At 58.1% G+C, this 20,006-nt stretch carries 22 protein-coding genes; 6 read left to right on the forward strand and 16 right to left on the reverse strand.

The window, feature by feature from the left end:
* Positions 1 to 38 precede the first annotated feature (38 nt).
* Positions 39 to 953 (reverse strand): LysR substrate-binding domain-containing protein, encoded by a 915-nt coding sequence (locus tag M0D69_RS04785; protein WP_301780927.1) that lies wholly within the window; start codon positions 951 to 953, stop codon positions 39 to 41.
* A 166-nt stretch (positions 954 to 1,119) separates the two neighbouring features.
* On the opposite strand from M0D69_RS04785, the gene M0D69_RS04790 reads away from it, so the two are divergent.
* Positions 1,120 to 1,866 (forward strand): SDR family NAD(P)-dependent oxidoreductase, encoded by a 747-nt coding sequence (locus tag M0D69_RS04790; protein ID WP_301780928.1) that lies wholly within the window; start codon positions 1,120 to 1,122, stop codon positions 1,864 to 1,866.
* 119 nt (positions 1,867 to 1,985) lie between these two features.
* Here M0D69_RS04790 and M0D69_RS04795 read toward each other — a convergent pair whose 3' ends face one another.
* Entirely contained in the window at positions 1,986 to 2,234 is a 249-nt protein-coding gene (locus M0D69_RS04795; RefSeq protein ID WP_301780929.1) for a hypothetical protein, read from the reverse strand.
* Positions 2,235 to 2,395: 161 nt separating this feature from the next.
* Between M0D69_RS04795 and M0D69_RS04800 the strand changes: the two genes are divergently transcribed.
* Genes M0D69_RS04800 through M0D69_RS04810 form a run of 3 tightly spaced genes read left to right on the forward strand, consistent with a single transcriptional unit; the run spans position 2,396 to position 3,782 of the window.
* On the forward strand, positions 2,396 to 2,770 hold the full coding sequence (locus M0D69_RS04800; protein ID WP_301780930.1) for a helix-turn-helix transcriptional regulator: 375 nt from the start codon (positions 2,396 to 2,398) through the stop codon (positions 2,768 to 2,770).
* Positions 2,767 to 3,261 (forward strand): SRPBCC domain-containing protein, encoded by a 495-nt coding sequence (locus M0D69_RS04805; protein ID WP_301780931.1) that lies wholly within the window; start codon positions 2,767 to 2,769, stop codon positions 3,259 to 3,261. The genes M0D69_RS04800 and M0D69_RS04805 overlap by 4 nt, the downstream gene beginning before the upstream one ends.
* On the forward strand, positions 3,258 to 3,782 hold the full coding sequence (locus M0D69_RS04810) for a DUF1993 family protein (RefSeq protein ID WP_301780932.1): 525 nt from the start codon (positions 3,258 to 3,260) through the stop codon (positions 3,780 to 3,782). The genes M0D69_RS04805 and M0D69_RS04810 overlap by 4 nt, the downstream gene beginning before the upstream one ends.
* Before the next feature lie 257 nt (positions 3,783 to 4,039).
* On the opposite strand, the gene M0D69_RS04815 is transcribed toward M0D69_RS04810, so the two are convergent.
* The gene (locus tag M0D69_RS04815; RefSeq protein ID WP_301780933.1) at positions 4,040 to 4,216 is read right to left on the reverse strand and encodes a hypothetical protein; all 177 of its coding nucleotides are present in this window, start codon (positions 4,214 to 4,216) and stop codon (positions 4,040 to 4,042) included.
* A gap of 166 nt (positions 4,217 to 4,382) precedes the next feature.
* Between M0D69_RS04815 and M0D69_RS04820 the strand changes: the two genes are divergently transcribed.
* Positions 4,383 to 5,609, forward strand: coding sequence for a GNAT family N-acetyltransferase (locus tag M0D69_RS04820; protein WP_301780934.1), 1,227 nt, complete (start codon positions 4,383 to 4,385; stop codon positions 5,607 to 5,609).
* A gap of 54 nt (positions 5,610 to 5,663) precedes the next feature.
* On the opposite strand, the gene M0D69_RS04825 is transcribed toward M0D69_RS04820, so the two are convergent.
* The 12 genes from M0D69_RS04825 to M0D69_RS04880 form a co-directional block, all read right to left on the reverse strand.
* A complete protein-coding gene (locus M0D69_RS04825; protein WP_301780935.1) occupies positions 5,664 to 6,647 on the reverse strand; it encodes a LysR family transcriptional regulator in 984 nt (327 codons plus the stop codon).
* A 613-nt stretch (positions 6,648 to 7,260) separates the two neighbouring features.
* Complete coding sequence (locus M0D69_RS04830) at positions 7,261 to 8,001, reverse strand: SDR family oxidoreductase (protein ID WP_301780936.1); 741 nt, start codon at positions 7,999 to 8,001, stop codon at positions 7,261 to 7,263.
* A gap of 186 nt (positions 8,002 to 8,187) precedes the next feature.
* Positions 8,188 to 9,531, reverse strand: coding sequence for an FAD-binding oxidoreductase (locus tag M0D69_RS04835; RefSeq protein WP_301780937.1), 1,344 nt, complete (start codon positions 9,529 to 9,531; stop codon positions 8,188 to 8,190).
* Between the two features lie 192 nt (positions 9,532 to 9,723).
* Positions 9,724 to 10,386: an amino acid ABC transporter permease gene (locus tag M0D69_RS04840; RefSeq protein WP_301780938.1), complete on the reverse strand. Its 663-nt coding sequence runs from the start codon at positions 10,384 to 10,386 to the stop codon at positions 9,724 to 9,726.
* Positions 10,387 to 10,396: 10 nt separating this feature from the next.
* Positions 10,397 to 11,068 carry an amino acid ABC transporter permease gene (locus tag M0D69_RS04845; protein ID WP_301780939.1) on the reverse strand — a complete coding sequence of 224 codons (672 nt, stop codon included), beginning with the start codon at positions 11,066 to 11,068 and terminating at the stop codon, positions 10,397 to 10,399.
* A gap of 10 nt (positions 11,069 to 11,078) precedes the next feature.
* Positions 11,079 to 11,780, reverse strand: a complete 702-nt coding sequence (locus M0D69_RS04850) for an amino acid ABC transporter ATP-binding protein (RefSeq protein ID WP_301781031.1) — start codon at positions 11,778 to 11,780, stop codon at positions 11,079 to 11,081.
* Between the two features lie 291 nt (positions 11,781 to 12,071).
* Positions 12,072 to 12,926, reverse strand: a complete 855-nt coding sequence (locus tag M0D69_RS04855; RefSeq protein ID WP_301780940.1) for an ABC transporter substrate-binding protein — start codon at positions 12,924 to 12,926, stop codon at positions 12,072 to 12,074.
* A gap of 83 nt (positions 12,927 to 13,009) precedes the next feature.
* Positions 13,010 to 14,140, reverse strand: a complete 1,131-nt coding sequence (locus M0D69_RS04860) for a porin (protein ID WP_301781032.1) — start codon at positions 14,138 to 14,140, stop codon at positions 13,010 to 13,012.
* A 173-nt stretch (positions 14,141 to 14,313) separates the two neighbouring features.
* Entirely contained in the window at positions 14,314 to 14,706 is a 393-nt protein-coding gene (locus M0D69_RS04865; protein WP_301780941.1) for a Rid family hydrolase, read from the reverse strand.
* Positions 14,707 to 14,829: 123 nt separating this feature from the next.
* The gene (locus M0D69_RS04870; protein ID WP_301780942.1) at positions 14,830 to 15,555 is read right to left on the reverse strand and encodes an SDR family NAD(P)-dependent oxidoreductase; all 726 of its coding nucleotides are present in this window, start codon (positions 15,553 to 15,555) and stop codon (positions 14,830 to 14,832) included.
* 18 nt (positions 15,556 to 15,573) lie between these two features.
* Positions 15,574 to 16,866 carry an NAD(P)/FAD-dependent oxidoreductase gene (locus M0D69_RS04875; protein WP_301780943.1) on the reverse strand — a complete coding sequence of 431 codons (1,293 nt, stop codon included), beginning with the start codon at positions 16,864 to 16,866 and terminating at the stop codon, positions 15,574 to 15,576.
* A 764-nt stretch (positions 16,867 to 17,630) separates the two neighbouring features.
* Positions 17,631 to 18,437 carry an aspartate/glutamate racemase family protein gene (locus M0D69_RS04880; RefSeq protein ID WP_301780944.1) on the reverse strand — a complete coding sequence of 269 codons (807 nt, stop codon included), beginning with the start codon at positions 18,435 to 18,437 and terminating at the stop codon, positions 17,631 to 17,633.
* Positions 18,438 to 18,460: 23 nt separating this feature from the next.
* On the opposite strand from M0D69_RS04880, the gene M0D69_RS04885 reads away from it, so the two are divergent.
* Positions 18,461 to 18,844 (forward strand): hypothetical protein, encoded by a 384-nt coding sequence (locus tag M0D69_RS04885; RefSeq protein ID WP_301780945.1) that lies wholly within the window; start codon positions 18,461 to 18,463, stop codon positions 18,842 to 18,844.
* A gap of 81 nt (positions 18,845 to 18,925) precedes the next feature.
* On the opposite strand, the gene M0D69_RS04890 is transcribed toward M0D69_RS04885, so the two are convergent.
* Positions 18,926 to 19,981: a Gfo/Idh/MocA family oxidoreductase gene (locus tag M0D69_RS04890; protein ID WP_301780946.1), complete on the reverse strand. Its 1,056-nt coding sequence runs from the start codon at positions 19,979 to 19,981 to the stop codon at positions 18,926 to 18,928.
* Between the last annotated feature and the right edge of the window lie 25 nt (positions 19,982 to 20,006).

Here is a 20,006-nt window from a genome sequence, read left to right on the forward strand (position 1 = left end):
GAAACTTCTGGCGGTGGGAGATTGCTCACGCCAACCCGTTATCGATCCGCAGGGGCCGAAAGGTGCATCGGGCTTTCGCTCCCAAGCTGCTTCATCCCCTCGAGGAACAGCTTGAGAATCGGCGATGCGTTGGCCTTGCTGTAACCCACGGCCAGATCGATCGTTGGCACTTCCCCCTCCAGCGGACGGCTGACCACGGACCGCGGCAGCAGATTCTTCGCATAGGCGGGCATAAGCGCCAACCCGCGAGTGGACGCAACCAGGGAAATGGCCATCGCCATGTTGTCCACTCCATGATCCAGTTTGATGTCGAGCCCGGCGCGGCGCAGGTAGTCCTCCGTCACGGCGCGCAGCACCCTGGCTTTGTTCGAACCGCCGATGAAGATCTCACCGATGAATTCCCGCGGATGAATCGCTTCGCGGCTGGTGAGGCGATGGTCGCCCGGCATCAGGACAATTAACGGTTCGTGGTCCACCACCTCGTAGCTCAGGTCGAAGGCCGGCTCGAGGCGCAGGAAGGCCACGTCGAGCCGGCCGCAGACGAGCGCCGCGGCGAGGTTCGGCGAATAGTCGCTCGATACCGTGACCTGGATGTTCTTCAGCTCGTCGCGCAGCACATACATGGCCCGCGGCAGCCAGTTCATCTCGTGACCGGTCTGGAAGCCGATGGCGAACGTCTTTTTTGCCGGCTGTGCAGCTCGGCGCGCCGCCTCCACTGCGGCATCGACTTGCGCCAGCGCGAGCCGGGCATGGTCGAGAAAGGCCTTGCCTGCCGCGGTCAGCTCCACGCCATGAATGCTGCGAAACAGCAACTCGACCCCAACCTCTGACTCCAGGTCGCGAATCTGCCGGCTCAGCGAAGGCTGTGAGGTGTGGAGCCGGAGCTCGGCGGCCGTCGTCAGACTGCCCTCCTCGGCCACGGCTACGAAATAACGCAGGTGCCTCAACTCCATGATCATTCCATGCCTGATAGGTATGCCCCTCAGCTTACAAAGTATTGTTCGCGGGCGCTACGCAAGCCTAGAGTGGGCGGCATGGAAGCATGGGTAGTCGATAGACAAAACAAGTCCCGGTTATTCAAAAGCTTACATCCATCAATCTGTCATCAGGAGTAGTGCAATGAGCACGCAAGTCGTTTTGATCACGGGAGGCCTCACAGGCATAGGCCGTGCCGCCGCCGTCGCTTTTGCCAAAAAGGGCGCGAAGGTCGTCGTTGCCGGTCGGCGCGACGAGGCCGGCAAGACGCTCGTCGAGGAGCTGCGCTCGTTCGGTTCGGAGGCCGAGTTCATCAACGCCGATGTCCGCAAGGAGAGTGACGTTCGCGCTATGGTCGACAAGACCGTCGCACGGTTTGGCCGTCTCGACGTCGCGGTGAACAATGCCGGCACCGAAGGCCAGGTTGGCCCGATCACGGACCAGACTGCGGAAAGCTATGCCGCGACGTTCGACACGAACGTTCTCGGCGTGATCCTCAGCATGAAGCACGAAGTACGCGTCATGCAAGGACAAGGCAGCGGCAGCATTATCAACGTCTCCTCGACCTACGGGCACGAGGGTGCGGCGGGAGCCTCGGTCTATGTCGGCAGCAAGCACGCTGTAGAAGGCATCACCAAGTCGGTGGCGCTCGAGATCGCCAAGTCGGGAATCCGTGTGAATGGCGTAGCCCCTGGTCCTACAGACACCGGAATGCTGACTCGTTTTACAGGCACGCCGGACAATAAGGCGGCGCTGGTGACGGGTGTTCCGATGGCTCGCCTCGGCCTCTCGGAGGAGCTTGCCGACGCGATCGTCTTCATCGCGTCGGACCAAGCTTCATTTATCACCGGCCATATCCTCAACGTCGACGGCGGTCATAGCGCCAACTGATCCTGTCCGGGCGCGGAGATTTGCTTCGCGCCCGGCTGAGGGCGGTCTTCGCGAGGCACCCTTCTCGCGACTCTCGCGACTTGTCAAGCTAGGCGCCGAGCGTGCCGCTGCAGGCATGCTCAGTCTTTTCCCCACCGCCAACGAGGCGGCTCGCCCTTGAGCCAGCACACAGCCACAAGGGCGACGCTCGATAGCGCGACAAACAAGGCAAAAGTGAAAGGCCCTCGGGCCGGAGGAAAAAGTCGTACATCTAAGCCAATCAGCGCAAAGTACGTGACCAACACGGCCCATCCCTGCCAGCGCGACGGAAGGCCCCAACCCCAGCCATAGCGTTTCGCCGGAAACCAGTATTCACGCTCAGTTAACATGCGGCAACCTCGTGATTCGGACCTTGAATGCGATTTTGCCATGCAGCTAGCAGTACTGGATTTCCGCTTCATTGGCCGAACTCGGTCCCCGCAAGATGGCCTTGACACGCATACCAGTTATATTTAACCTATTGGTTATCAACCAATAGGTTAAATATAACGTGCCACCCGACCCGCTTAGCGCGACGCTTTCCGCACTCGCCCACCCTACACGGCGAGAAATTCTTGCCCGCCTCGCCACTGGCGACGTATCGGTGACTGAGCTGGCCGAACCTCATGAGATGAGTCTTGCGGCGATCTCCAAGCATCTGAAGGTTCTGGAAGGCGCCGGCCTTGTCTCCCGGGGAAAAGATGCGCAATGGCGCCCTTGTCACCTTGAGGCCAGCCCGCTCTCGGCAGTGCTCACCTGGGTCGAGGATTACCGCTGCTTTTGGGAGCGCAACGCAGACAGCCTGGCGGACTATCTGACGACGATGCAACACGCTAGCGCCCGCAAAAAATCCAAGCCCCGAAACTCGAAAAGGAAGGCTCCATGAAGACGAAGACGGAGATCCCCGCCGCCGAGGCGGTAATCGTAATGAGCCGAATCTACGACGCCCCACGCGAAATCGTCTGGGAAGCGATGACGGAGGCAAAGCACGTCGCACAATGGTGGGGCGGTCCTGGCGTCACCAACCCGGTGTGTGAGATGGACGTGCGCCGTGGCGGCCTTTGGCACCACGTGATGCGCTTTCCTGACGGACGTGAGCTTCACATGAATTTCGTCTTTATCGACGTCGAGAAGCCGAACACACTGGCATGGCGAAATGCCGAGAACGGCAAACGGAATGATGGACCGCCCTCCGCCGTCATCACGGTCACGCTCCATGACCTGGGCGCGAGAACCGCGTGGGCAATGGTTGCCCGATTTCAGTCGCTTGAGGATCGCGACGCCGCAATCGCCATAGGCTTTAGTAGGCCGATCGAAACTAGTAGTGATCGCCTCGCCGACTACCTCGAAACCTTTGAAGGGTGGAAACGTGTATGAAAATCTCCATGCACACCATGGCAGTCGACAGCTTTGTGCCGATGCTGGAGAGCCTGTCCGCGATCCTGGACAAAGGCGTAGCGCATGCGCGTCAGAGCAAGATCGATCTTGTGAATGCCAGGCTTGCTCCGGACATGTGCACCCTTGCGCAACAGGTACGGTTGGCCTGTCTTCATGCCGAGGAAGGTACTTCGCGGCTAACGGGACGAGTCGTGCAGCCGGTTTCAGACGATGAGACGACTATCGACGGACTGCAACGCCTCATAGCAACGACGCTGGAAAATCTAAAGGGAATCGGCGCGGCTGCTTTCGAAGGGGCAGAGGATCGCGATTGCAACATTCCGCTTCCGGGCAAGATGATGATCGCGATGGATGGTCTTCAGTTTCTCCGCGCCTGGGCCTTACCGCACTTCTACTTCCACGTCGTAACCGCCTACGACATCCTACGGCACAGCGGGGTTGTCATCGGCAAACAGGATTACCTGAGCCAGATAGGCAATTTCGTCTGCCCGCGCATATGACGGTCTGTGCACGCGCTGGCAAGCGCTGAATGGCGACGGCCAGGCAGCGGTTTCTAATAGTCCAGTTTCCGTACATGGCAGCGACGAGCGATCCGGGCGCTTTCGCTTTAGATGTTGCATTTGGCTTTACGCCAACGCCACATTCAGGCCCAAACTTGATGAGCCTTATTTAGCCCTACGATCTTCAGTTCAGGTCCAACGTCCGTTGCAGCTGTACCGGCAGCTGATTCGATCAACCACAGCAGCTTCGCTTTTCTTTACTCCCCTACACGCTTCGAAGTAAGCCTCGGATCGACACGATTGACTACGACCAGATCCAGCGAAGGCACCACGATCGCGTACTGCCCAAGATGGCCGTCAGCCCAGTAGCCGTAGAGCATGATCGTGGCGCCCGGACCACGAGTGCCGCTAGCCGGATTGCGGGTCCACCACATGTGCCCGTAACCACCCCGGCGCGCTCCCCCGAATTCAGGCCCCGTCGAGCCCGCCAGTGAATGATGATGACTGTGTTCGCAAGCTAACGGTTGTGGCGATATGCAGCGAGGAGAATGCTGGTGAAAAACATGCAAACAGGGGTTTCCCCGCCAGCACTTAGGAACATTGAAGCCGAACGCGTTTGCCGGCCGTTTCGGGCGATGTATCCGACGAGAAGAGACACGACCGCGCCCAACCACGATCATTCTTCGAGATGCCATGCGCGACACAGACCTGCAATATGAAATCATCAGCGACGAAAACCAGTTCCGTGCGCTGAAGGATGATTGGGACGCGCTTTGGTCTAGAGCAAATGGCCGCTACTATCAGGCCTTCAGTGTTTGCCTGCTCGCGTGGCTTCACGTAGCCAAGCCACAAGGCAGACGCCTACGGTGCCTCGTGTGTCGCGAAAATGGGCGCCTGGTGATGGTATGGCCCCTCGTTACCTACAGGCGGGCTTTATGGACCTACATGCTTCCTTTGAGCCCGGACGCCGGCGACTACACAAGCGTTCTTGTAGCGAGTGATCAATTCGCTGCAGCGCTGATCGAAGGTGCGTGGCGTTTGGCATGTCGTCGCTGTGGCGCCGATTTCATGCACTTGCCGTACACGCACGAAGGATCCGAACTGTACGATCTTGCACGGCGGCACCGCCGTGTCGTGAGCGCCAAGCGGGATGATTCCTGGATTGCGAAACTGAGAGACGAAAACGACTGGGACGTGCTTTGCGGCAAACTGGGAACCTTGTACCGCAAAAAACCCGGCGCGCTTCAACGCCGCCTGTCCAAGGAAGGAGAGTTAGTCATACGCATGGCAGATCCGGCTGACACGGAAGAGATTGCAACAATGGTCGACCGGATGCTGAAATGGAAGCGTGGCTGGAGCGATCGAGTCCACAAACATGGTGACTGGCTGAGTTCATCTTACTTCCAGAGCTTTCTCGTCGCGCTGCTCAGCGCAGCCGACGGTCGCGCGATGGCGCGCCTCATCATCGTCTCTCTGGATAACGAGCCTATCGCTGCTTTGATCACGACTATTGGGAACCCTTGCGCCAACGCGATCATTGGCGGTTTCGACGAGAAGTATGGCAAGTTCGGTCCTGGCTCGATAGCGGTCGAACACTGCGTGAAATGGGCGTTCGAACAGCGCTTCGATCTGGATTTTGGGGTGGGTTCGGAGCGTTTCAAGTCATACTGGAGTAACCAAAATGTCTCTTCGGCGTGGACTTTCCACACGGTGAACACGAACTGGGGGCTAGTTAGAGCTCGAGCGGGCCGGCTCGCCCGGACGTTGGGCTTGGCGCCGGTCCGGAGCGTCGAACCGCCGGGGGAGATGGCCGCGAACTCGCCTTGAGTAACGAGATCTGACCTCGGTGTCCGCGGGCACCAAGCCGCAGGCCTCAGGTGATTACCCGGTCGAGGGCCTATGCGGTCCATTCGCCTCGCTAGCGGCTACATCCGGCGGATAGTCCGAATCGAGGTGCGCATATGCACGCTGCACGCGCGCGAGATGCTCCCGCATCAACTGCATAAGCACCCTTGTCGCTGCCGAAAGCGGTGCATCGTAACGATGGATGAAAGCGAATACTTCAAAAAGCGGAGGATCGATAGGTGTCCAACCCAATTTATTCTCGTAGCCGAGGCGATGAAGAATCGGCCGCGAGGCAATCACGTCACCCAGTCCCCGAGCTGCCAGCTCGAATCCCGTCGACTGATGGTCGACCTCAATGATCGGATTCAGAATTACGCCGGCCTTCTGCGCGCGTGCATGAAGCGTGGCTCGGATCGAGTCGGATGCGCTCCATCGCGCCTCAGTAAGTATAAGCGGAGCCGCCGCCAGATCTTCGATGGTCTTCGGCGTCTGCAGGCGGCTTGGATCCGCACTGATGTAACCCACCCGTGCTGACCAGACCGGCTCACTGACCGCGAGATTGCGCTCGCTCAATGGAATCATGACAAGCCCCGCTTCGAGCTCACCGTGACTCACCGCCTCCGCAACTTCTGACGAGTTGTTGCCTATTATTTTCAACTTCATCTCGGGATGGCGCGAACGAAACTCCTCGATCAGATCCGCCAGGAAGTAGTGATGCGCGGTGCCGAAAGTGCCGAAACGCGCCACACCGCCCTTCAACTCGCGAACCGACTGCACAGCTTCGTATCCCTGCCTTGACGCAGTCGTCGCAGCCTGCGCGAAAGGTTGCAGCCCCCGCCCTGCCTCTGTCAGAATCAATTTACGATTTGTACGGATGAAAAGCGTTGTACCGACCGACTCTTCAAGCCGGATTATCTGGTCCGAGAGCGTCGGCTGCGCTACGTTGAGTTGTTCGGCTGCCTTGGAAAGCGTGCCATGCTCGATCGCTGCGAGAAAATAATGGAGCTGCTGTAACGTCATTGCGCTCTCGTGAAAGTGGACCCTTTAATGAACTTGACTGAGCCTGCCGTCGATGCCTCGAGCGTCGTTGCAGTGCTTCCCCGAAAAAGCCAATGGTTTGGCATCTTTAGCGAATTCGTCAGGTACGGTGCCTCGATATTGCTGTCGCTCGGCGTCGATACGCCGTCAGTACGAGGCCAACGTCGCATCGCTTTTATTTGTCTGTTTAATAAACTACCGGGAACCACTTGCCGCACCGTCCGATACTTCATTGGTTACTCGGTTCACATTCTGCGGCGGCGTGCTGGATGAACGGACACAATCCCATCCATCGCTATTTTAATGCCTGCGGCGCGGGTTTCATTATTTGCTGGATTATCGAGGCAGGGAGATCGTATTGAAGGAAAGGCGTATCCGGCAGCAGCGCGGATTAGGCGTACACGCTTGTAGGTGCGACTCGCGTAGCAGCCTTCGACTCTTTATACCGGCCGATCATAAGCAACTGATGTCAGAGTTCGGCGGTGGCCCATGCCATCAAGATCGCGAAGTCGTGGACGAGATCGCAAGCGAAAGATCGGCACGCTCATCCCTCGCCAGCGCGAGGTCATGACGCATTCCGCCATGAAGGCGTTGCTCAACTGACAGACACTATTTGCGAGCCGCCTGCCGCCTGATCGGTCGGGAAGACTTCGATGCGCGATACATCGACGTAATCTGGCAATGTCATGGCGTTCACGATCAACTCTGCGATATGTTCCGGTTGAATCGACCGATAGCCCGTGTAGAGCTTGTCGTCTGCAGTAGCCTCGCCAAGCGCCGTTCGATACAGGCTCGTCTGCACCCGCCCTGGTGCAATCTCAGTCACCCGGATTTTGCTGCCGAGCAGATCGCAGCGCAGCGAGTCACAGAACAGGCTGATCGCGGCTTTCGTCGCCCCGTACACGGCGGTATTCGGATGCGGAAGCCGTCCAGCGCTGGAGCCGACGAAAAACAGATGTCCGCGCTTTCTCTTCACCATGCCATCCAGCGCCATATGCGTGATCCGCAGCGGCGCCCGAAGATTGATATCGATCATGCTGTCGATATCCGCGGAAGGCCGGTCGGTAAATTTGGCAATTGCGGGTAGGAGCCCGGCATTGTTCACAACCACGTCGATTGCAGTCTGGTCGAACAGCTCGAGCAAGGGCGACGTGTCCCGCAGATCAAGCGTGATGGGAAGCACGCCGCATTCTTTAGCGAGCGTGTTAAGCTTTGATGCGTCCCGGTCGAGTGCGTAGACTTTCAATCCCTCGCTTACGAGCCGTTGTGCGATGGCACGGCCAATCCCGCTGGCCGCGCCGGTAACGAGCGCAATGCTGCACGGATGCTTGTTCATGGTGTTCGCCTTGGATCGAGTGCGGACGATTGATGCTCCAAACTGTTCATCGGGTCTCGTTTGCGTATCCGGCTGTCCAGTCCGGGTGCCAGCAAAGCGTTTCCTCCAACGTTCACCCCTTTACTCAACCGGTACATAGAGCTTTTGATAGCCCCCTAGCCCTGAATGCGCAATAGCTAGTCGCGATTAATACAGCGGCGGGTTTAAGCCATCTCTCTTCGCTGCCCGCTGGTCCACGAATCTTAGATACGGCAACATGATTCGCATGGCCGCTTTCATCAACCGGGGCGCATTGCGAAGCGGTTCCAGCGGGACCGCAAGCTCATCGCGCGGGATACCTGTCGCCCAATTGGCAAGCACTTTGCCCATCATGGTGCCAGTGGCAACACCGCGACCTGAGTATCCATTCACGGCAGCAACGCCAGGTGCCAGCCCGAACAATCTCGGAAACAGCCGCGGCTGCATATCCAGACGCCCATGCCAGTAGTGCTCCCATCTCAACTCTGTCAGTTGAGGTAGCAGCCAGCGGAAGCGTGCCGTCAGCAGTTCTTTCGTATATCCTTCGTCCCCGCCTCTCCGACCTTCCAGCATCATCGATGTAACCAGGCGCCCGTCACGATCCAATCGAAAGCTCGCTGGGTCATGGCGTGTCTCAAGTACCGTGTTTTTGTGGGGTAGTATTCGTTCTAACATCTCACGGGGCAGCGGCTGGGTTGCCATACCCACAATATTTAGCATTACGTAGGTTTTTTCCATTCCCGGCCAATATGATGGAGCCGAATATGCACCACTGGCGCAGATGACCTTGTCCGCCATAACCTGCCCTTTCGGGGTCTTCACACGCCATCTCGATCCCACCCGCGTGATCTCCACCGCCGGCGTCGCCGTGTAAATCCTGCCCCCCAATCCCATCAACGTTCGCACCAACCCTCGGCAGTAGGCCAACGGATTGAGGTTTCCTCCTTCTGGATGAAACCAGCCGCCGAAATATCTAGGTGAGCCTGTCAGCTCCTCGGTCTCACTGATATTCAAGAGACGCGTGTTCTTGCCTAGCGCGTTGTATTCGGCCACCTTCTTCTCTTGAGCTAGAAATGCCTTCTTTGAATGGGCAGGTTCAACATAGCCGCTTTGTATCGCATCACACTCAATCCTGTATTTTCGGACCAACTCGAAGAGGAAATTTGCAGAATCACACTGCATTTGAACCATTCGCGAACCAAAAGGCTCGCCGATCATTCGACGGAACTGCTCCAGCTCGAACGAGTGAAATGTCGGCGTACAGTGACCTGAATTCCGGCCCGATCCGCCAAAGCCCGCCTCTTCCGCCTCCACGACCACGACATCTCCACCCAGTTCGGCAATGTGTATGCCGGCAGAGAGCCCGGTGTACCCAGCACCGATGACGCAAACTTCCGTGTCAATGTCGGACTCCAGTGATTCGGTCTCTGGAGCAGCCGGTGCTGTCTTGTACCAGACGCTATCCTGAAGACGTTCACGCATTTTCTCGGCCTGACTTGCAACGTTAGCCACTTAATTTCAACCCTCTTTTATCCGCAACAGAACCTTTGAATGACCCGCCTTCGATTGACCTCGCGTTGCCCGCGATGCCACGCGTCACCCGCAAGCCGGGCGTCCGCGTTACCACGGACTTGTCGGGAGGCCACTCTTGCTACTTGCCGCCAAACAGCCCGGCACCGAAGACTCAAGCACTCGCGAGGATCATCAATACGCGTAGCGCCTGAGCATCCGCGTTTCCACAACGCCAACGAGGCGTGTCAGGGGAAACGCAACGAGAAAATAGATCACCCCAACTGCAGTCAAAAACTCGAAAGGGCGCGCGGTGTTGTTCGAGATGTTCTGCCCGACAAACATCAAGTCCGTAATACCGACACTGGAAATCAACGCGCTTTCCTTGAACAGGCTTACCACGTTCGAAAGCAGCGGTGGCGTTGCACGCAACAATGCTTGCGGAAATATCACGTAAAGGATCTTGACCCGAGGAGTGAGACCCAGTGCGATGGACGCATCATGCTGCTCACCGGCGATCGATCTCAAGGCTCCGCGAAACGTCTCACTTGTGATGGCAATCATGTAGAGCGTGAGAGATAGCAGCACGGATACAGCCGGCGGTATCGAAACGCTGAATAGCACCGGCAGACAGAAGTACATCCAGAACAGCTGGATAATCAACGGGGTTCCCCGGAAGAATTCAACATACAGGCTGGTCGCGGCTGCGATCCATCTGTTGGGGGACATCCTCAGCAAGCTCATCACAAAGCCACCGATGCTTCCTGCGACAGCGCATCCCAAAGTGAAGACAATGGTTACTCCAAGCCCTCGAAGCAAGGCGCTCAAATAAGGGGCCACCACAGATATATAAGACATGTTTCTCTCCTCAGCGCTGCATAGCCAGATCATGTCGACGCTCGACCAGTCGCACCAGTTGCGAGACAGGAATGGACAACGCGAAGTAGATGAGTGCAACCAAAGTGTAGGTTTCAAGCGGCCTGTATGTTTCTGTCGCGAGCCGTGTGCCCACGTACATCAGGTCGCCCACCGCGACGATCGCAACCAGCGCGCTTTGTTGAAGCGCACCTATGCCATTGGTCATCAGGATAGGAGTGGCTGTGCGCAGCGCCTGGGGGAGCACAACGTAGAGCGTGCGTTGCCACGGGCGAAGACCGAGTGCAACGCATGCGTCCAGATGCTCCTTCGGCACAGCCTGAACGCCCGCGCGATATGCCTCTGCATTGAACGCCGTGAGATTCAGGCCCAGCGCGAGTATTCCCAGCGGAACCGGTGCGATGAAGAAGTCGAACATCATCGGAATGCAGTAGAAGAACCACACGATCTGCAGCAACGCAGGTGTACACCGGAAGAACTCGATGAACATCTGTGCCGGCCATCGGAGAAAAGCCCTGCGGCTCATTGTCGTCAGGCAAAGGAGAAAGCCGAGTATCAGGCCCAACAAGTTTGATGCGATCGTAAGCTCAAGCGTGATCTTGAGTCCGCTCAAAAGCGTATCCAGGTTTCCATTGAGAAAACCGAAGTCGAAGTGATAGCTCATGGTATTTACCTCAGTCGAGGTGCAGAACCTTTTCCAGAAACTCGCGCGTGCGTGCTTCCTTCGGCTGTCTGAACAGTTGATTCGGAGCACCTTCCTCAACAATTGCACCGTTGGCGCAAAACACGACCCGAGTCGCAATGTCGCGTGCGAAGTGCATGTCATGCGTGACGATGATCATGGACATCTTCTGTTCTGCCAGTTGCAACATCACGCTCTGCACCTCGACCACCATCTCTGGATCAAGCGCCGATGTGACCTCGTCGAAAAGCATCAACTTGGGCTCAAGCATGAGCGCGCGCGCTATGGCAACGCGCTGCTTCTGACCGCCGGAGAGTTGGCTAGGATAGGCGTGCAGCTTGCTCTCGAGTCCTAGACGAGCAAGGTACATTTTCGCCCGTTCCGTTGCCGCTTCCTTTGGGAGACCACCGACCTTGACCGGCGCCAGGATCAGGTTGGCCAACACCGACAGGTGGGGAAAGAGCGTGTAATGTTGAAAGACCATCCCGATTTGCCGTTGCAGCTTTCGGTCTATCCTGCTCGGTTGCCCCCGTTCAGGGCTATATACATAGCGTTGCTCCTGAAACCGGATCTCGCCGCCCTGGATGCCTTCCAGCCCCATCATGCAGCGCAGAAGCGAGCTTTTTCCGCTGCCGCTCGGTCCAATGATGACAAGCCGGTCGTCAGCGCGCATGTTCAAGCTCATGCCATTCATGACCACCAGATTCTCGCCGTACGACTTGTAGACGTTTTGAAACTCGACAAACGCGGGCGACACTGTGCGATCGTGCGCCGCGTTCGCCGATTGAATTTCGAGCGATGTTTCGGCATTCATGAATGACATCTCCAACATTACGTTCAGCGGGGTTGCGCAAGCAGCGTCAGCGCTGCGGCATCCAAAATTTCATTGACCGTCAGGAGGCTCGGCCAAGCTCCAAATACCTGCGGCGAGACGCGTTCCCATACCGAAGAACGCGTCGAGCGCAGGTCGCCGTCGCCGAACTCGTTACTTCTCGGACGCCACCGTCGCATCGACAGCCTGTTTCGTCAGCCTGTCGAGCGCACCGGATTTCTTCTGCTCTTCGATATATTTATTCAGAACCTCGATGTCGGCATCGGGGGTCTCCTTGTTCAAGCCGAAGCACGCCGGTTGGGGTACCAGGGCTGGGTTGGGCAGGAATCCGATCAACGACTCCGGGTGCGCTGCCGTCACGATCATGTTGGTGGCGCTATCATCGGCCATGAGGTCAGCCCGCTTCGAGAGCAACGCGAGGCGGGTTTCGTCAGTTCCCGGAAGACGCATGATGTTTGCTTTCTTCAGCGCGCCAGTAGCCGCCTTGTCCGCGATCGATCCGGACATCACCGCAAGCGTGAGATCGGGATTGTCCAGATCGGCAACCGATTTCGGCGCGACTTTCAGCTTTGGATTGTTCTTGTTGAATACGAAGGTGACGCTGGAATAGGCCACCGGCGCGGAGAACCTGATCGCCTTCGCACGTTCCTCCGAGTAACTCAGCGACATAGCCATCTCCCACTTGCTGGACTGCACGCCGGCGATCATGTTGGGCCAGCTCGTGTCGATGAACTCCGCCTTCACTTTCAACACGTTCTCAGCGAAGCCTCTGCAAAGCTCGGTAAAGACGCCGCTGTATTGCTGGGTCTTCGCGTCACGAATGACGTATGGCGGCGTGATTCCTGCGCCGCATCGCAGCACGCCTGCCTGGCGGACTTTTTGCCATGTGTTGCCAGGGTCAACCTCCGCGTGTGCGGTGCTCTGGATGAAAAACGCACTGAGGGCAAGCGCGGTGACGGCTGCCGAGGACGTAACCGCGTGGCGGCTGATGATTGACAAGACTTTCATGACTGCTCCAGAAAAATTTGACGTGCATAAGAAAATGGTCTGATCTGCTGCGCTCGGGCCGTCTTTCTCCGGCCTGAACATGATCAAAACTTGTGAACAATACCGACACGCATGGCGAACTGGTGATTGGTCGACGACGCGTTACCGATGACTCCATCGAAGATGGATGCAGGTTGTCCGCCGGCGGCGATCTCGTATGCCGCCGAGAGATATGCCTCGGTACGCTTGCTCACTTTGTAGTCCGCCAACAGGTTGAACTGATGGTATTTCGGCTTCGCAGACGAGTAACCGATGTTGCCATCAGTGAAGGTGTAACCACCAACCAGGGTCGCAGCCGGGGTGAACTCGTACGATCCCCACGCTTCGTAGTTGTTGAACTTGACCGCTGAAGTTGTGCCATTCGCACGATCGAACTTTACGTTCGAGTAGTCCACCCCGAGGTGTGCACTGCCAAGCGTATAGGTCGCGCCTGCACCAACAATCTGCTCGTTGCCCGGATTGCCCACATAGCTCCACGGACCCGCTGCACCCACGGCGGCACCGGTCGTGTTCGCAACATAATCCCCATCGGGGAACAGCGTTGCCGGTTGTTTTGCGAACAAGTACGATGCACCAAGACTCAGGCCACCGATTGAGTAAGCGGCGCCTGCGCTCCACGTCCCTATCTTACTGGTTCCCTCCGCGTTCGAGTTGCTCAATCCCAGCATGCCCCCAAAGGTCAACCCGTTCAAATCAGGGCTCGCATACTTGATGGCGTTGTTGACCCGGAACGAGTTGGCCGTGTTGTCGACGTCGCTCGCATGCCACGCCAGGCCACCCCAACTGCCGGCCATCGTCACGGGCTGAAGATAGTCGACGACTGAATCGTACTGGCGACCAAGCGTCACTGTGCCAAAACGCGCGTCTGACAAACCGACCCACGCCTGCCGCCCGAACTCCCGGCCGCCTTGCCCCAGCGTTCCGTTATTGAGGTTAAAACCATTTTCCAGTTTGAAGATTGCTTTCAAACCGCCGCCAAGGTCCTCTTCACCTTTAAGACCCCAGCGGCTCCCATACATGCCGTCATACGTTCCGTCCTGCATTTTAAAGAGTTGCTTACCGCCACTGTTGTTCGTGAAATCGATACCAACGTCGATCACGCCGTACAGTGTGACGGACGACGACTGTGCATGGGCGGAGCCGGAGGCAACAGCTGCCGTCGCAACAACGATCAGTTTTCTCTTGTAGTTCACAGTATTCTCCAAACTTGTCGAAAAGCGTCTATTTTTCACTTGATTCGTTCGCGGTAACTTCGCTCTACGAAGTGATTACGTTGGTATCGCCTATCAAATCACGTCCTGCCTACCCTGCTTACGTAAGACTCCAGGGCAAACCCCGAAGTCTCACATCATTCGCTCGCAATCGCGAACGTTTCGATCTCGACTCTCTGCCAGGGACGCAACATGGAGTCGACCTGCACGAGCGTGCTCGCAGGACGTACTGTGTCAAACGTTTCCAGATGGGCCTTGGCTACCGCTTCCGCGTCGTTGATATCGCGAACATAGACAACCGTGCGGACGACGTCCGAGACGCTCATCTGTGCTTCGCCGATAACTTTTTCGATGACGGCGATGATGGCGCGTGTCTGCGTATAGGCATCACTCTTTTCGTGACTCGCCGGCGCGCAAGTGCCGGAGATGTGCAGATGCGCTCCCACTCGCACCGCACGGGAGTATCCGAACACGTTTTCGTAAGGACCTCCCGACGAGATATTTTGGCGAGTTGCGGCGGCGGAAGTCATGTATGAATCTCCAATAAAAAAATAAAGTGAACTCGATTATTCGGAAGGTGACGAACTGCTACTGATACGACCTTACTGTCAGTTCTGCTCGACTTACGCTGACGCCAGCCTTGAGACTTGCAGTTACCGCATGAAAATGCCACCCGCGATACACACTGTCTCTCCCGTGATATACGACGGCTTGCCCGCAAGATTCCACACCCAGGTGGCAATCTCGTCGACTGACGCCGCGCGCTTGAGCGGGATCCCAGGGATCGCGGCCTCGATGCGCCCACCGCGACGCGTGCCTTCGGTATCCACCCAGCCGGGTGCGACCGCATTCACCGTGATGCGGCTTTCGGCCAGCTCGATCGCGAGCGACCGGGTCAACGAAACAACGGCGGCCTTGGACGCGCTGTAGAGAAGCTGGTTTCGCGAGACCGCGAAAGCATCCACGGAGGCGAAGAACACCATCGCTCCGCCCTCTTCCGGGCCAATATGCTTCGCCCCAACACGCGCAACGTTCAGTGTGCCCAGCACGTTGATGTCGAAGATGCGCCGGTACAGCGCGACGTCGTAGCTCGTAAGCGACGACGTCGGAAAGATCCCGGCCGCGTTGACGACGGCGGCAAGGCGAGGCCTGTTCATGAGCGCACGCTCGACGCCAGCGGACAGCGCGGCCTCGTCGGTAATGTCGGCGACTACGGACGTGATGTTCGGGTCGGCGGCATGGGTCGGCTCAGTTACATCGACCGCGACTACATGCCAACCCTCGGCAACAAAGCGCAGCGCGGTAGCGCGCCCCATGCCAGAATTGGCGCCCGTCACGAGCACACTTTGGGGCGCCGTTTGCTGATTGAGTGTCTGCATGTTCTTTCTCGTTAAATGTCAGATGGAGAGGTCAGATTCAGCTTCGGCGGCGACCGTCGGCTGCTCGAACACATCGAGTTGCTGATAGGTTTCGTCGAGGTTTTGTTGCCAGAAACGCCGCACGATATCGATGCGCGACTCCGCGGTCTGCAAGTGCTCGAAGCGCTCGGCCAGATCATTCACGCCGCGCTCGTGCTGCGTCAGGAATCGGGCAATGAGACGGCTCTGTGCGCAGTACACCGGCCACTGGGCACCGCGCGGCGCAGCCAGTCCGACGAAGTACAGCGACTCGAGCGTCGTCGGCAGTGTCATCGCGGCGGTGCGCAGCGGCACACCATCGCGCCACTCCAGCAGCGACGCGTCGATGAACGGCAGCGTCGTCTTGAAGCCAGTCGCCCACAGAATGGTGTCGAACTCACCCTCGGTGTCATCCGTGAAGCTCACGCGCTTGCCTTCGATCGCGCGCAGCCCCGGCGCCACCTTGATGCGCCCGTGCTGGATCCAGTAGAGCAGCAGCGAGTTGACCACCGGCGGCTGCTTCTCCAGATCGTAGGTCTCAGGCGCCGGCATGCCCGGGTAGTGCTCGTGCGTGCCGAACACCGTGGTGATCAGCGACATCGTGACCATGTTGGCCATCTCGGGTGGCAGCGCATTCAGCGACGGCAACTCCCCGCGCGGCAGACCGAAGAAGGTCTTCGGCTGGAACACCTGCCCGCAGCGCATCGCGATCGTGACATCCATGCGGCTTTGCGCAGCGTCCACGGCCAGATCGCACCCGGAGTTGCCAAAACCCACCACCAACACCCGCCCTTCGATGTCGCTGGTGTTCCTGTACGAACCCGAATGGATCGAGCGGCCCGTGAAGCCCTTGCCGACCGTCGGGATGTTCTGGTCCCACAGATGGCCGTTCGCAACAATGACGCCCTTGTAGGTGCGCACGGCACCGTCCGACAGGCTCACACGCCAGCCGTCACGCCCCCGCTCGCCGATCGGCTCCAGGCGCTCAACGGCCGTGCTGAACGTGATCATCTTGTCCAGGCCGAACGTCTCGGCGTAGCCGCACATATAGGCCGCCACCTGCTCGCGGCTCGGATACGTCGGGTACGAAGCCGGCATCGGAAAGCCGTCAAAACACGAACTGTTCTTCGGTGTGATCAGATGCAGTGCATCGTAGTCGTGATGCCAGTGCCCGCCGACCCGCCCCCCCTTCTCAAAACAGTCGACGGCAAAGCCGGCATCGGTCAACGTCTTCAGTGCTGCCAGGCCCGCAGCACCCGCTCCAATTACGCAATAACGCGCCTGATTCGACATCCTCTCTCTCCATCTCTTTCTGATCGTGAGGCGGTATGCCCCGAACTGATCTGCATCAAGCTGGATTCCAGTATCCGAATGTCAAAAATGCACGTGAAGGATCCCTGAACCGGTGTTTCCCATAGCAAGGTCCTATGGGGGGAAATACCGTTCAACAGACTGCGCGCAGGCGCATCACCCTGTCGCACGGGCGTCTCGGCAAATGTCGGCGGGGTGTTGACGGTGTCCGAAGCGCGTCTGGCTGTCGCTTCATTCAGTGCTGGGAATTACCCGAACTCGCGCATGCGAGCTCAGTTATTCGCTTCAATCAGGCAGAGGAAAAGATGCGGGTGCTCAGGTGGTTGAGTCTTCGAACAACGACTACGGGCCTGTTCCAAGGATCAGGGATAGCCAGGAAAGAGCACCCACGCTACCTAAAATGTAGCGTTGTACCGTCTCGGTCGAAGTAGATTTGATACGGGGATTTCCGCTAAACGAGCTATTTCCAGATCGGTTTGCGCGCCTGCCCGCTAGCTGAGGCGGAATTCTTTCTGCGTCCTGAGCCTATATTCCAAGACGTGGACTACGAGGTTGGTCCCGCGTTGATCGACGGGCAGATCGTAGGTTTGGATAGGGCTTACCCGGAGTCGCCCGGTCGCGCTCCGATCACCGTCGACTGTCTTCTTGTCCGCTTCGACAATGTCGAGATTTTTCGGTTCGATGCCCCCTGCCACAAACGACTGCGGGGGGGCATCAACATGCCTGGCACAGGCGTGAACACGACCTTACCGGAGCTTACCCGCCTCGACTACAGCCAGCGCAGCACGAGCCCGTTCAATCTTCGCCGGGTCAGGGGTCCTGAACATTGGGCCCATTGACTTCGTAATGCCCGTGGCTCGCGACACCCCCACCATCGCTTCAAGGTACTTGATCGCGACCGTCGTAGAATCAATGACAGGAATGCCCGTGTCCGCTACATGCGTGTAGCCCACGCGACGAAGCAGCGGACCATAGTAGGCGCAACCGACGAGGATGATGTCGGCTCCGTCGGCAATGCAACCGCGAGCGGCGGCTTCAAAGCGCGGAATGAAGCCGCTATGCGGATCGGTCACCGCCCCAAGCAGCAAATCGCCATCGGATTCCGGCGCAATCGACCGCACGGGTCGCGAAATAGCCCGCTCATGAAGGCCATACGCGAAAAGGTCTCGCTCGATCGCGACAGCAGTCTTTTGTGAAACAGTCACGACGGCAAATCGCTGACCCATCGCCAGTGCAGCCAGCATCGACTGTTCGCCGACCGATGCTACCGGGATGCTAAGAACCTCTCGGGCTTCCCACAGCGCGTCATTCCAGCAGCCAATGAATACCCCATCAAAGCCGTCCTTCTCGGCTTGTATGGCCTGATCCAGCATGAGCACCGAGTTCAGATGCTCAGCATAAGAGGACCGCGTGAAGTTTGCGCTGCCCGCTGAAAATCGATATTCGATCTCGGTTCCCGGCAACAAGTCAGGCGACACTGTTTGTTCGATCGTTGTCCACAGCGGAGCAAGCTCTGGCGTCTTGGTCGTTGGATGAATCCAGCAAATTCGCATCTTTTCCCCTTAATTGCAAAGCAATGGATAACAGGAAAACCCTATTCCTATCTCGTGCTTATCTCGGCGGGTTGTCAAACCACGAGCTCGTGCTCAACCTCGACGGCGACCGTCGGGTACTCGAATGCATCGCGCTGCTGATGGGTCTCGTCGAGGTTTTGGTGCTAGAAACGTCGCACGATATTGATGCGCGACTCCGCCGTCTGCAAGCGCTCGAGGCGCTCGCCCAGATCATTCGCGCCGCGCGCCAGGCCCGCAGCACCCGCTCCAATTACGCAATAACGCGCCTGATTCGACATCCTTTCTCTCCATCTCTTTCTGACCGTGAGGCGGTATGCCCCGAACTGATCTGCATCAAGCTGGATTCGAGTATCCGAATGTCAAAAATGCCCGTGAAGGATCCCTGAACCGGTGTTTCCCATAGCAAGGTCCTATAGGAAAACCTGTCGCCCCGAAGATAGTTGAGACAGCGCACTGCTACAGGATAGTCACGCGACGCCATAAGGCGCCAGGACGGGCGGCGATTCGAGAATGTCGGCAAGGCGTACCGGCCGTCCTTCGTTCACCGAATGCACGCACGCAAGCGCGATCGCCAACGCGGCGCGCGCATCCTCTCCGCCTGGTCCGCTGACCACACCGGATCTCACCGCGTCCATGAAGGACGCAAGCTGGGCCGTGTACCCGTCCTGAAAGAGGTCCGTGTTGAGCCGGGTAGTGGCATTGCACACGCCATCCGCCGCGAACCGGGTCATGTTCGAGCGTCGGACGTCGCCCATCGTGACCATCCCGCCGGAACCGAAAACTTCGCCGCGAACATCGTAGCCGTAGACAGCATGGAAATTCGCTTCCGCGGTGGCCATCGCTCCATTGTCGAACCTCATGCTGACGAGCGCGGTGTCCCGCAGGCCGCGCTCTTTGAAATCCGGCCGAACGAGCGCATCCGCGATGGCATAAACCTCCGTGACTTCCGAGCCTGGATTGAGAAATCGCAATGTGTCGAAGTCGTGAATCAGCGTTTCGAAGAAAATCGCCCACACCGGAACGCGCGCCGGATCGGCAAGACCCGGATCGCGGGTCAGCGAACGCAGCAGTTGCGGGGTCCCCAGTTCACCCGAGACAATGGCGTCACGCGCTTCGGCCCACGCCTTGTCGTAGCGACGGTTGAAGCCGACCTGCAGCGGGACGCCCGCCGCATGTGCGGCCTCGATCGCCATGTCGGCTTCTTTGAGTGTCAACGCCATCGGCTTTTCACAGAACACGGCTTTCCCCGCTCGTGCGGCTGACACAACGAGGCTGGCATGAAAGCGGGCTGGCGCGGCGATGACTACCGCATCGATATCCGGATTCGCGATGATCTCTTCGGCTTGCGTCACCGCGACGGGACAATCGAGTCGCTCCGCAAGCCGCTGCGCGGCACCCGGGGAAGGATCGGCGATAGCTGCAAGCTGCGCATTGTGCAGTCGGCGCGCAATGCTCTCGCCGTGAAATGAACCGATGGCGCCGGCGCCGATAAGACCTACACGAACGGGTTTTTGTGTATTCATATGCATTCCTATCTTTAATATGGTT

Source organism: Caballeronia sp. SEWSISQ10-4 2 (assembly GCF_030464885.1).
GTDB lineage: Bacteria > Pseudomonadota > Gammaproteobacteria > Burkholderiales > Burkholderiaceae > Caballeronia.